We start from the raw sequence: 12,493 nt of genomic DNA on the forward strand, positions 1-12,493 counted from the left end.
CTCATGGCCGCCGAAGCGGCCGAGGCCGATGACGGCGAAGCGGGTGGGCAGCTCATCGCCCCAGGTGTCGCGGACGGCGGCGCGCAGGGCCCCGGCGAGGGTCGCGGCGTTCAGATCGGAGAGGGCGTCACCGACCATGTCGACCAGCGCCCCCGGACCGGCGGGCTCCTCGGGCAGCGCCGTACGGTTCGAGAGGCGGACCGGAAGGTGGGGCGCGCAGTCGCGCAGCGCGCTGGGCACCTCCACCGCGGGCCGCACGCCGCGCGGGAAGCGCGCCGTCGGCGGGATGGCCGGGGCGCCGCAGCCGCCCGGCGGCGGCCAGCTCACGGTCGGCTGGGCCACCTCGTTCAACAGCCGCGCGCTCGCGATCACATCCGCGGCCGCCGTACGGAACATCTCGCGCCGCCGCACCCCGCGCACCACCGCCAGTGCCTGCTCGGCGCCGTCGGCGCGGCCGACCGCGGCCAGCACCTCCTGCTCCAGATGGGCCCGGCCGCGTGGCCGCAGCCCCTCCGGGGCACTCAGCACGGCCACCGCCTCGGGGGCGCGCAGCAGAAGATCCGGGGCGAGCCGCCCGGCCGACAGCACCCGGGCCAGGTTCTCCGCGGCGGCGCCCTCGTCGCGCAGCAGCCGCAGGTACCACGGCGTCTTGCCCAGCGCGTCCGACACCTTCCGCAAGCCCAGCAACCCGGCGTCCGGGTCCGCGGAGTCGGCGAACCAGCCCAGCAGCACGGGCAGCAGCGTCCGCTGGATCGCCGCCTTACGGGTCACCCCGGACGCCAAGGCCTCCACATGACGCAGAGCGGCGGCCGGGTCCGCGTACCCCAGCGCCTCCAGCCGCTGCTCCGCCGCCTGCCGGCTCAACCGGACCCGGCCGGACTCCAGCCGGGCCACCGCGTCCAACAGCGGTCGAAAGAACAGCTTCACATGCGGCCGCCGCACCTCACGCGCGTACCGTCGCCACGCCGCACCCAGCTCGCTCACCGGATCGGCATGACGGTCCCAGCCGTAGACGGCGCCGAGCGAGCGCCCCAGCCGCCGCAGATCCGCCTCGTCCCGCGGTACACGACGGGTACGGCGCAGCAGGTACAGCTGGGTACGCTGTTCCACCGAACGCAGGAAGCGATAGGCCTCGCTCAGCGCGGCCGCGTCCGAACAGCCCACGTAGCCACCCGCCGCCAGCGCCGCGAGCACCTCCAGCGTGGTACCCCCGCGCAGCGACTCATCCGACCGGCCGTGCACCAACTGCAACAGCCGCACGGTGAACTCGACGTCCCGCAGGCCCCGGGTGCCCAGCTTCAGCTCGCGGTCGGCCCCGACGCCGGGGATGTCCCCGCCGGGGATGTCCCCCACCGCACAACGGCACACCTGCCGCACGTACGACACCAAGTCCTCGCGCCCCACCGCCCGCCACACCAATGGGCCCACCGCGTCCACATACGCCTTCCCGAGCGCGCTGTCCCCCGCCACCGGCCGGGCCTTCAGCAGCGCCTGGAACTCCCCGATCCCGGCCCGCCGTTGGTAGTACGCCAGATGGCCGGAGAGCGTCCGCACCAGCGGGCCGTCGCGCCCCTCCGGCCGGAGGTCGGCGTCGACCGGCCAGATGGTGCCCTCGATCGTGACGTCCGAGCAGATCCGCGTCAGCCGGGAGGCCAGCCGGGTGGCCGCCCGCACCGCCTTGGCCTCCTCCGTCCCGTCCACGGCCTCGGCGACGAAGACGACGTCCACGTCCGAGGCATAGTTCAGCTCGCGCCCGCCGCACTGTCCCGTACCGATCACCGCCAGCCGGCAGGACGCGGCCTCCTCGGGCCGTTCCTCCGCCGCGATCTGCAGCGCGGCGCGCAGTGTCGCCGTCGCCAAGTCCGTCAACTCGGCGGCGACTTGGGTGACATCGATGGTGCCGCACACATCGCGCGCGGCGATGGCCAGCAGCGCACGACGGTACGCCACCCGCAGCGCGTCCGGCCGCGGCAGTCCCGCCCCCGGCTCGCCCCAGACCCCCTCGGCCAGCGCCCGCTCGAAGTCGCGGGTGGTCGGAGGCAGGTCCGCCGCCTTGTCCGTCACCAGCGCCTGCCAGTGCCGCGGATGCCGGGCCAGATGATCGCCCAGTGCCTCGGACACCCCCAGCACCCCCAGCAGCCCGTCACGCAGCGGCCCGTCGGTGATCAGCGCGTCCAGCAGCGCCTGCCGCGAGTCGATGCGCTCCTTGTCGCCCCCGTCCCCCGGAATCTCTGATATCTCCGAAGTCTCCGGAACCTCCGGAAGCGCCTCCACCAGCCGCACCAGTCCACGCAACGCCAGATCAGGATCGGCAGTCGCCCCCAGCCCCTCCAGCAACACCGAACCGCTGCACACCCCGGCCAGCTCAGGCGCGTCCAGCAGCCGCCGCGCGACCGAGACGTCAGAGAAACCACACCGCAACAGCCGACTGACTTCGCTGCTCCTGCGCCCCTGCGGTAGGGCCATGCGTGCCGCCTCCGTCCCTGTCATTGCGGAATCCCCTTATCCCGAATTCATCTCATATCGATTGGGCCACATGGTCGCGTTTTACAGGGCCATCCGGCCCTTTACACGAGGCGAGCCGACGGTTGCCCCGCCCACCTTTGCCTCGTTGGCAAAAGTGAGGCCCCAGACGGCCTTGAGATCTTCTTCATCGCATCCTCTTCTTGATTTTTGCGGCAGACGTTCCCCGTTCCCCGAATCAGGTGGAACGCCTCAATCCGGCGGCAAAAAAGTAGGAGGCCCAGTCGATAGCGGTCAAGGCTCAGGCAATAAAACCTTGAGTCATACATTGATGCGCGAATCGGGACAAAATGGATGCGCTCGACACTCCATCCACGAGGTTCTGGCCAGCACATTCCTCATGGACTACCCCCACTTCCCGGCGGCTCTTTTAATCAACATTCACCAGGCATTTATCTGTATTTTAATTTATGGCGGAAGTAGTGGCCGGCTCCGAGTCGACTGCCCGCGTTAGTTCCCCATGAGCGGTCAAGTGATCCCCATCGCGGTAAAGAGATCCCCATCGCCATGACCGTGATGACCCAGGTTCGGCAGGGACCGAACTGACGAGTTGGCCGGAAAGCGAGGTGCGAGACATGGCGCAATGTGAACGCGCCATCAGTGCCTCTCAGGGAGTGGATGTCGTTGATCAGCGCGTCGGAGCTGGTGAAGTCGCCGGCCGAGGTGTTGTCGGTGCGCAGGACCTCGCCTCGCACGGTGACGGTGGCACTGTCGGGCACACCCTTGAGTTCGAGGTAGCGGAAGCCGTGGTAGCCGAAGCGCGGGTGCCAGGTCTCGCTGCCGCCGCCGCGGGTGGGGTAGAGCGCCAGCTCGTCGAAGGTCTTCGCCGTCTTCAGGTCGAGAGTGAGGGTGATGGGCTCGCCGGAGACGTCGGCGCCGGGGTGTGCCCCGCTGGAGTAACCCGCTGCGGTCTGCAGGGCGCTGTTGGTCAGGCCGTCCACGGCCAGGGCGGGTTCCCAGGTCTTGCGGACCGTGTTGCTCTCGGAGGCGGTGACCGCGGCGCCGCGGGCGAGGCCGGTGGTGGAGGTAACGGAGTCGCGCACCCTTGGACCGGAGGTCGGCAAGCTGGCGATCCACCAGGTCGGGGGTGACGGGACCGTTCCGGTACCAGTAGGCGGTGGGGCGGCTGTCGCGCGCGGGTTCGACAAGTACGGCGAGGACTCCGCCCCCGAGCAGTGGAAGGGCGCCGTGTGGCCACCGATGAACGCCACCGTGTACGACGGCGTCAAGCGGTACGGCTTCGACGACGCCGCCGGCCGGTTCGCCGCCCGGAGCACCGCGATGTACCTCGACGCCTGGGACAAGGAGAACTGATTCCCCGAGTCCTTCGACCCCGTCCCCGGCCAGTCCGTCATGGCCTCCGCCGTCGACACCGCCTGGCGCACCTACTCCTGGTCCAACGCGATGGCGGTACAGGGCCTGCACGAGCTCATCTCCGACAACCCCTGGGACGGTGACCCTTCGGCCCTCATGTTCGGCGGTCTCGGGCTGCCCGGCACCAATACGGTCGCCAACGTACAGCTGCGGGGACCACCTGCACCGTCACCGCCGGACCGGACAGGACCGCGCTCGTCCGGGACGGCCGGACCGTGTTCCGGGCAACCGGTGCCCGCGTCGCGGTCCGCGATTTCGTGCTCCGCGCCTCCGGTGCCTCCTTCGACATCAACGCCGGCGGACCCGCCCGCGTCGAGGTCCCCGGGCGGGGCGGCGGCTCCCGCGAACGGAAGGTGCCCGCCGGCCGCAGCCACGTCGAACTCTGAAGTCACCTCGATCGATTGTCAGTGGTGGGTGAGAAGGTAGGAGCATCGACAGGGAAAAAAAGGGGGAGCGGTCATGTCCGGAAACCAGAACTACATCAATCACGTTGCTCTCGTGCTGGATGCCAGTTCGTCCATGTCACACCTGAGCGGCAAGGTTGTCGAAGTCGCCGACCAGCAGATTGCGTATCTGGCTCGCCGATCGAAGGAACTGGACCAGGAAACCCGCGTCACGGTGTACGTCTTCGCGGACAAGGTGGAGTGCGTCATCTACGACAAGGACGTGCTGCGGATGCCGTCCCTGAAGCAGCTTTACCGGGTCGGGGGAATGACGGCTCTGCTGGCGGCCACACTGAAGTCGCAGCGGGAGCTCGCGCAGACCGCTCAACTGTACGGCGACCACAGCTTCCTGACGTTCGTGCTGACGGACGGCCAGGAGAACGCAAGTCATCGCTGCCCGGATGCCCTTACCAAAAACCCGCGTGAACTGGTCCAGGCCGTGGCCAAGATGATGGGGTCACAGGAGGACAACTGGACGCTGGCCGTCCTTGTGCCGGACCAGATGGGCAAGCGCGAGGCCATGCAGTGCGGCTTCCCGAAGGACAACATCGCCATCTGGGATGCCACGAGCACACAGGGCCTGGAGGAGGCAGGGCAGGTTATCCAGCAGGCCACCGAGAACTTTATGATGGGCCGGGCCCAGGGCATTCGGGGATCGCGGGCGGTGTTCTCCACGGGCGCGGAGGCGGTCAACAAGGACACCATCAAGGCAGCCGGCCTCACACCGGTGGACCCGTCGGAATACCAGCTGATTCCGGTGGCCCGCGAAGCGGCGATCCGGGACTGGGTCATCGAATGCGGGCACACTTTCCGTACCGGTTGTGCGTTCTATCAGCTGAGCAAGTCGGAGAAAATCCAGGCGCGGAAGCAGATCGCGGTGCTGGAGAAGAAGACGGACCGGGTGTACACGGGGCCGGAGGCGCGATCCCTGCTCGGCCTGCCGGACACGGAAGTTCGCGTCAATCCGGACCGCAACGACGACTTCACGATATTCGTGCAGAGCACCAGCGTGAACCGGAAACTGGTACCGCACACGCGGCTGCTGCTCATGATCTGAGGCCTTGGAGGCCCCGCCGGTCCGGCTTGGCGGGGCCTCCTCCCCATGCGTCACAGCGGCCGGCTGCCCTGGCAGACGGCGGCCCGGTCCTGATCGCCTTGTACGGGCTCCGGGGCAGGTTCATACCGGCGAGCCGGTGCCTGGTTGGAGGATGCCGCGGGACGGACACCGGCGCGGGTGGCACCGACACTGGCCACGACCACGAGAACCAGGCCGAGTGTCGCGGCCACCCCGGGGCGCTGGCCGAGAACGAGGAGACCGACCATGAGGGCGATGGCGGGCTCAAGGCTCATCAGAGTGCCGAACGCGGACGTGGTCAGATGACGCAGGGCGAGAAACTCGAGGGCGAAGGGGATGACGGGGCTGAGCACCGCCAGAGCCAGCATGGTCCACAGCGGTGTCCACGCGAGGCGTTCGGCGAGGTCCGGGGCGGCGACGGCCAGCCCCACCACCGCGGCGACCGGCATGGAGACGGCCAGTCCTTTCAGGCCGGTGACGCGATCACCGACCCGTTGGGTCAGCAGAATGTACGCGGCCCAGCACCCCGCGGCGAGCAGCGCGCTCCCTACCCCCACGAGGTCGGCGCCGCCGTGCCAGGGCTCGGTCAGCAGTACGACGCCCGTCGCCGCCGCGGCCGCCCAGACGAGGCGTCCCTTCCTCGGCCCGAAGAGGGAGACGGTGAGCGGTCCCAAGAATTCCAGTGCGCTTGCGGTCCCCAGCGGGAGGCGGGCGATCGCCAGCATGAAGAAGACCATCATTCCGGCGGTCACAAGGCCGAGCCCCATGCAGGCGAGAAGGTCCCGGGAGGTGAAATCACGAGGCCGGGGACGGATGGCCACCAGCAGAATCAGCCCCGCCCAGCCCAGGCGCAGCCCCGCGGTTCCCAGCGCGCCGAGCTGTCCGAACAACGGAACCGTCAGAGCCGATCCGAGCTGCACGGTGCACATCGAAGTGGCAGCCATGAGGAGACCGGCCCCGGCGCCGGCATGGCGCGGGCGATGGGAAGGACGAGCATCAGGCGGTTCGGGAGCGTTCATGGGCTCCAGTACAGATCCTCGACACCGTTCACGTCCACGTGTCGATCCCGAATGATTCGTTCGGCATTCATGGACAATGGGCCGGATGGAAACACGTCGCCTGCAGATGCTGGCCGAGCTGGCCCGGCGAGGCTCGATGCGCGCCGTGGCCGAGGCCACCGGCGCTACCACCTCGACGGTCTCTCAACAGATCGCCGCTTTGGCTCAGGACATGGGCACGGCACTGATCGAGCCGCATGGGCGCAGGGTCAGGCTCACGCCGGCGGGCCGTCGTCTGGCGGAACACGCCGTGACCATCCTTGCGGCGGTCGAGGCCGCACGGCGGGACTTGAGTCCCGACGCCCCGCCGACCGGCACGGTGCGCGTGGCAGGCTTCGCCACGGCTATCCGAGCCCAACTGCTGCCCATCATCAGCAGGTTGTCCACCAGCCATCCTCAGCTCAGCATCCTGGTCCGCGAACACGAACCCGCCGAAGCCCTCCATCTGCTGGCGAACGACGAGGCCGACCTCGCGCTCACCTACGACTACAACCTGGCACCGGCCGAGCCGGACCCCGCGGTCGCGGTCACCCCACTGTGGACCGCTCCCTGGGGTCTGGGCATCCCTGACCGCGCCGCCCGTCCCTCAGCACCGGGCGCCCCGGAGGTCTTCCGCTGGTTCCGCACGGCGGATTGGATCGGCAACTCGCGCAACACCGGTGACGAGACCGTCATTCGGACACTCGCCTCCATGGCCGGCTTCACCCCCCACCTCACTCACCAGGCGGACAACCTCGACCTCGTCCAGGGCATGATCGCGGCAGGAATGGGCGTAGGGCTGCTGCCGATGGGCACCTCCACGTTGCCCGGTGTCCATCTGGTGCCGCTCACCGCGCCGGACGTTGTCCTGCGCGCCTTCGCCGTCGCCCGCCGGGGGCGCGACAGCTGGCCTCCGCTGGCCCTGCTGACCGACCTGATCATTCGGCAATCAGCGCAGCGCGCATAGCCTCGATCGCCGTGTCGGTGTGCTGCTCCGGACAGGGCCTGTGAGTGTCGGTGGCCTCATCAACGGGTGCGCCTGCGGGCGGCTGATTCGGACCGGCGTGGACGCTGCGCCGGGGGCGTGGAACGTCATGGCAATGACCCGTCCGGACTCTGTGCGCCCTCCCCTGGGCCACGGGACGCGGCAATGATGAGCGGACCGCGCGTGATCCACACGACTCCGCACACCTGCCCCCTGGGCAGAGGGCATGCGGTGGAAGGAATCCACGTTGTTGCTTCTCATCTCCCCGGACAGCGTCGAGGAGGCCCTCGACTGCGCAAAGGCGGCGGAACACCTCGACATCGTCGATGTCAAAAAACCCGACGAGGGCTCGCTCGGCGCGAACTTCCCCTGGGTCATCCGGCAGATCCGCGACGCGGTCCCGGCGGACAAGCCGGTCTCCGCCACCGTGGGAGACGTCCCGTACAAGCCCGGCACGGTGGCCCAGGCGGCGCTGGGCGCGGCGGTCTCCGGAGCCACCTACATCAAGGTCGGCCTCTACGGATGCACCACACCCGAACAGGCCATCGACGTCATGCGCGGGGTCGTCCGGGCCGTGAAGGACTACCAGCCGGAGGCGTTCGTCGTCGCCTCCGGCTACGCCGACGCCCACCGGATCGGCTGCGTCAACCCGCTCGCGTTGCCCGACATCGCCCGCCGCTCCGGCTGTGATGCGGCCATGCTCGACACCGCGGTCAAGGACGGGACACGGCTGTTCGACCACGTTCCGCCCGACGTCTGCGCGGAGTTCGTCCGGCAGGCGCACGAGGCCGGTCTGCTCGCCGCCCTCGCGGGCAGCGTCAAGGCCGCGGACCTCGGCGCGCTCACCCGCATCGGCACCGACATCGTGGGGGTGCGCGGCGCGGTCTGCGAAGGAGGCGACCGCGACGCCGGAAGGATCCAGCCGCAGCTGGTGGCCGCCTTCCGGGCGGAGATGGACCAGCACGCCCGGGAACACGCGGCGTCCGTCGCCACCGCGGGCTGAGGCCCGGCATGCCCACACCCCGGCCCCGTCGGGCGCCCGGGACCCACGGCGGGTGCTTCGCGGTCCTCGACCCGGCCACGGGCGAGGACTTCGACGCGGCCCCCGACCAGGGCCCGGACGAGCTGGACACCATCGTGGGCCGGGCCCACCAGGCCTGGCGCCGCCGGCGCGCCGATCCCGCCGCCCGCACCACCGCGCTGCTCGCGGCAGCCGACGCCGTGGAAGCGGCCAACGACACCGGCTTCGGGCTGGGCAGCTCGGTATGGGGACCGACCTGGACCGGGCCGAGGCGGTGGCCGGCCGACTGGAATGCGGGACGGCGTGGATCAACCACCACGCCGAAACCTCCCTCGCCCAGCCCTTCGCGGGCAGCAAGGACAGCGGTGTCGGCGTGGCGGGCAGGCCGTGGGGGCTGTACGGGGACCTCAGCCCGTTCGTCGTGCACCGCCCGGCTGAAGGGTGACGGATGAGGTTCACCGCGGCGGTACTGCGCTCCTACGAGAGCCGGTTCACCCTCGAGGAGGTGATGCTGCGCGCGGGGCCGGGCGACGGCGAGATCCTGGTGAAGATCGCGGGCTGCGGGATGTGCCGGACCGATCTCGCGGTCCGGCACTCGGCCGGCCGCTCACCACTCCCGGCGGTGCTCGGCCACGAAGGGGCCGGGATCGTGGTGGAGACGGGTGGCCCGGACACCGGCCTGAGCACCGGTGACCACGTCGTGCTGAGCTTCGACTCCTGCGGCCACTGCCGGAACTGCATGAGTGCGGCCCCCGCGTATTGCGACTCCTTCGCCACGCTCAACCTCTTCGGAGGACGCGAGGAACACGCGGCGCGCTTCACCGACGCGGGCGGAAGCGCGTTGGCCCCCCGGTGGTTCGGCCAGTCCTCCTTCGCCGAATACGCGATGGTCCCCGCCCGCAACGCCGTCCGGGTCGATCCCACACTGCCCATCGAACTCCTCGGACCGCTCGGCTGCGGCTTCCTCACCGGCGCCGGAGCGGTCTTCCACTCCTTCGGCGTCGGCCCCGGCGACACCGTCGCGGTCTACGGCGCCGGAGCGGTCGGCCTGGCCGCGGTGATGGCGGCCACCGCCGCCGGGGCGGTGACCGTGGCCGTCGACCGGCACCCCGAGCGGCTGGCCCTGGCCGAGCGGCTCCACGCGATCCCGCTACACGCCGCACCGGCCGACCTGCCCGACCTGCCCGACCGCATCCAGCACCTGACCGACGGCGGTGCACACTACGCGCTGGACACCACCGGCTCCCCCCAGCTGATCAACCACGCCCTCCGGGCCCTGCGCCCGACCGGCCACCTCGGCCTCGTAGCGCGCCTCCGCACCCCGCTGCCACTCGAACCGGGGACCTTGGACCGGGGCCGGAGGATCTCCCACATCTGTGAAGGGGACGCGGTGCCGGGGCTGCTGATCCCTCGGCTGACCAGGCTCTGGCAGGCCGGGCGGTTCCCCTTCGAGCAGCTGATCCGCACCTACCCCCTCGCTGACATCAACCAAGCCGAACGCGACTGCGACGCGGGCCGCGTGGTCAAACCCGTCCTGATTCCCGCGGGAAAGGGCCGATGAGCCATGACCGACACAACGCATCACAACACCGGTGTGGAAGGCGTGGAAGGGGGTGTCGGCCTGACCGCTCTCATGGTCGCCGCAGCCCGGGCGATCGAGACCCACCGCCACGACAGCCTGGCACAAGACATCTACGCGGAGCACTTCGTGCACGCCGCACCGGCCTCCGCGGACTGGCCGGTGCGCATACACCAGGTCGAGGACGGAGACGCGAACCCCCTGTGGGGACGCTTCGCCCGGTACTTCGGCCTGCGCACGAGGGTCCTCGACGACTTCCTCCTCCACTCGGTACGCGCGAGAGGAGCCCGCCAAGTGGTCCTGCTCGGGGCGGGGTTGGACGCACGGGCGTTCCGGCTCGATTGGCCTCCCGGCTGTGTGATCTTCGAGATCGACAGGGAAGGCGTGCTGGCGTTCAAGCACAAGGTACTCGGCGGACTGCCGACCACCCCGAAAGCGGCCCGCGTACCGATCCCGGTCGACCTGCGCGCCGACTGGGCCGCAGCACTGACCGACGCCGGCTTCGACCCCGCCGCACCAAGCGCCTGGCTGGCCGAAGGGCTGCTGTTCTACCTCCCCAACGCCTCCGAAACGAACCTCATCCACACGGTGGACCGGCTGAGCGCAGGAGGAAGCTCGCTGGCCTTCGAGGTCAAACTCGACAAGGACTTGCTCGAATACCGCGACAGCCCCCTCTACACCGCGACGAAACACCAGATCGGCATCGACCTGCTCAACCTGTTCAGCCGAGAACCACGCCCCGACTCCACGGGCGACCTCGCGGGCAAGGGCTGGACCACGACCGTCCACACCCCCTTCGAGTACACCCACCAACACGGACGCGGCCCACACCCCGAACACAACGACGCGCTAGCAGGCAACCGATGGGTCTTCGCCCACAAGCCCCGCCCCTGACCCCGCCGCCAACCCGCTGGGCGGCGGCGATGGCACGGCACGAACGGGGTACCGGCGGCCCCATGCCTGCCACATCGAGTCCGACGAAAACCCGCACCGCGCTCCGCCCGTCACCTGGCCACTTGGCCTCGGCCTGCTCCTCACCACCCTGACCTGGCCCCGGCCACGGTGTCGGTCACATATCGGTGGCTGTCGGTCCGTTGTCGGTGGCTTTTCGGCGGGGCCTGGAACCTTTCACGCAGCCATTGCGTGCGAACGGACAGTCATAGGCCTGGCCACGCGCTCGGTCTCGCCTCGGCCCGAGTAGTCCCCACCGGACGTTTCCGTATATGGATCCCGAACCGGACTGGAGTACTAGGAGCGGGTCCGGCACAGTTCCCGGCCCACGAGTGTGCTCATGGCCTGCTGGGTGTCCTGGCCGCCGTCGCTGGTGGTGTACACCACGGCGGTCCGGGTGCCGTCTCGGGTGACGCCACCCCAGGTGTGATAGCCGAGCAGTTCGCCCGGGTGTCCGAAGTAGCTGCCGCCACAGGGCAATGGGATCTCGCCCAGCCCGAGGCCATACCTCACGCCCAGCTCGGGCGCGGGCGTGGTGGTCGTCATCTCGTCGAGCTGCGCCGGAGCCAGCAGACGGCCGCCGAGCAGTGCGGTGTAGAACCGGTTCAGGTCGTGTGTGGTGCTGATGATCGAGCCGGAACCGACGGCCATGCTCGGATTGAGCGCCGTGGCGTCAATGCTGGTGTCGGTGTCCGAACGCGGCGTAGCCCTGGGCGTGCGGGCCCAGGATGAACGGGAAGGTGCCGGGCGTACTGGTGTGCTCCAGGCCGAGCGGGCGGATGATCCGGTCGTTCACCTCGTGTGCCCAACTCCGGCCGGTGACCTCGTGGATGATCATCGCGGCGAGAATGTAGTTGGTGTTGGAGTACGACCAGCCGGCGCCCGGGGAGAATTGGGGCGGGTGCCGCATCGCCAGCTCCACCAGCTCCTCGGGGGTGTAGGTGCGGAACCGCTCGGCTCGATAGCCGTCCGCGCTGTTCAACGCGGGTATCTGCGGCAGGACGTCACGGATCCCGCTGGTGTGCTGCAGCAGCTGCCGCACGGTGATCCAGCTGCCGTCGTTGCCGTTGCCCTGGACCACTCCCGGAAGCCACTGCTCGACCGTGTCCTCCAGGGACATGCGTCCCTCGCCGACGAGTTGCAGCACGACCGTGGCGGTGAAGGTCTTGGTGGCGCTGCCGATCCGGAACCTGCCGTTGTGCGGCATCGGCCTCCCGGTGCTGCTCTCGGCCGTCCCGGCGCGCGCGCTGTCACGTGTGCGCGGTGACGTCACCTCGGCGAACACACCGACGGCCCCGGTGTCGTGGATCGCGTCCACCCGCTGTTGGAGCGGATCGGCCTGCTGCGGCTTCGCCGCCGCCCCCGTCAGCCCGGTCGATGCGGCGAGGAGGACCGCGGCCAGGCCGGTCAGGACAAGTGGGCCTCGCCGGCGCGTTCCTGACCCATGCATGGTGTTCCCTTCGCTGTTCAGGCTGCCTGAGCGGTCAGGGACCGCTCAGACCGCG

Annotated in this window: 10 protein-coding genes and 2 pseudogenes; 8 read left to right on the plus strand and 4 right to left on the minus strand. The window is 69.8% G+C overall.

The features are described from left to right. Both IEJ02_RS04510 and IEJ02_RS04515 read right to left on the minus strand, forming a co-directional pair. Positions 1-2,466 (minus strand): bifunctional [glutamine synthetase] adenylyltransferase/[glutamine synthetase]-adenylyl-L-tyrosine phosphorylase (locus IEJ02_RS04510; protein ID WP_191063481.1); only part of this gene is annotated, 2,466 nt, incomplete at its 3' end. 449 nt (positions 2,467-2,915) lie between these two features. Further along, positions 2,916-3,566, minus strand: coding sequence for a family 78 glycoside hydrolase catalytic domain (locus IEJ02_RS04515; RefSeq protein ID WP_191063482.1), 651 nt, complete (start codon positions 3,564-3,566; stop codon positions 2,916-2,918). Between IEJ02_RS04515 and IEJ02_RS50245 the strand changes: the two genes are divergently transcribed. The 3 genes from IEJ02_RS50245 to IEJ02_RS04530 all read left to right on the plus strand — a co-directional run bounded on the left by IEJ02_RS50245 (position 3,541) and on the right by IEJ02_RS04530 (position 5,397). Next, a complete protein-coding gene (locus IEJ02_RS50245; RefSeq protein ID WP_191063483.1) occupies positions 3,541-3,837 on the plus strand; it encodes a hypothetical protein in 297 nt (98 codons plus the stop codon). The genes IEJ02_RS04515 and IEJ02_RS50245 overlap by 26 nt on opposite strands. Before the next feature lie 275 nt (positions 3,838-4,112). Then, positions 4,113-4,283: a hypothetical protein gene (locus tag IEJ02_RS04525; RefSeq protein WP_191063484.1), complete on the plus strand. Its 171-nt coding sequence runs from the start codon at positions 4,113-4,115 to the stop codon at positions 4,281-4,283. A 73-nt stretch (positions 4,284-4,356) separates the two neighbouring features. Next, on the plus strand, positions 4,357-5,397 hold the full coding sequence (locus tag IEJ02_RS04530; RefSeq protein WP_191063485.1) for a vWA domain-containing protein: 1,041 nt from the start codon (positions 4,357-4,359) through the stop codon (positions 5,395-5,397). Positions 5,398-5,447: 50 nt separating this feature from the next. Here IEJ02_RS04530 and IEJ02_RS04535 read toward each other — a convergent pair whose 3' ends face one another. Then, positions 5,448-6,344 carry an EamA family transporter gene (locus tag IEJ02_RS04535; protein ID WP_223863419.1) on the minus strand — a complete coding sequence of 299 codons (897 nt, stop codon included), beginning with the start codon at positions 6,342-6,344 and terminating at the stop codon, positions 5,448-5,450. 175 nt (positions 6,345-6,519) lie between these two features. Here IEJ02_RS04535 and IEJ02_RS04540 point away from each other — a divergent pair, with 175 nt between their 5' ends. The 5 genes and pseudogenes from IEJ02_RS04540 (at position 6,520) to IEJ02_RS04560 (ending at position 10,931) form a co-directional block, all read left to right on the plus strand. After that, positions 6,520-7,419: a LysR family transcriptional regulator gene (locus IEJ02_RS04540; RefSeq protein ID WP_191063486.1), complete on the plus strand. Its 900-nt coding sequence runs from the start codon at positions 6,520-6,522 to the stop codon at positions 7,417-7,419. A 244-nt stretch (positions 7,420-7,663) separates the two neighbouring features. Continuing rightward, on the plus strand, positions 7,664-8,440 hold the full coding sequence (locus tag IEJ02_RS04545) for a (5-formylfuran-3-yl)methyl phosphate synthase (RefSeq protein WP_191063487.1): 777 nt from the start codon (positions 7,664-7,666) through the stop codon (positions 8,438-8,440). A gap of 212 nt (positions 8,441-8,652) precedes the next feature. Next, positions 8,653-8,903 (plus strand): annotated as a pseudogene (locus IEJ02_RS04550) (aldehyde dehydrogenase family protein); the annotation flags it as partial. A gap of 3 nt (positions 8,904-8,906) precedes the next feature. Further along, positions 8,907-10,019 carry an NAD(P)-dependent alcohol dehydrogenase gene (locus IEJ02_RS04555; RefSeq protein ID WP_191063488.1) on the plus strand — a complete coding sequence of 371 codons (1,113 nt, stop codon included), beginning with the start codon at positions 8,907-8,909 and terminating at the stop codon, positions 10,017-10,019. Between the two features lie 3 nt (positions 10,020-10,022). Beyond that, positions 10,023-10,931, plus strand: a complete 909-nt coding sequence (locus IEJ02_RS04560; RefSeq protein ID WP_191063489.1) for a class I SAM-dependent methyltransferase — start codon at positions 10,023-10,025, stop codon at positions 10,929-10,931. A gap of 354 nt (positions 10,932-11,285) precedes the next feature. Here IEJ02_RS04560 and IEJ02_RS04565 read toward each other — a convergent pair. Next, a pseudogene (locus tag IEJ02_RS04565) lies at positions 11,286-12,438 on the minus strand (serine hydrolase domain-containing protein). Positions 12,439-12,493: the final 55 nt, after the last annotated feature.

It is taken from the genome of Streptomyces sp. 5-10 (assembly GCF_014712245.1).
GTDB classification, from domain to species: domain Bacteria; phylum Actinomycetota; class Actinomycetes; order Streptomycetales; family Streptomycetaceae; genus Streptomyces; species Streptomyces violaceusniger.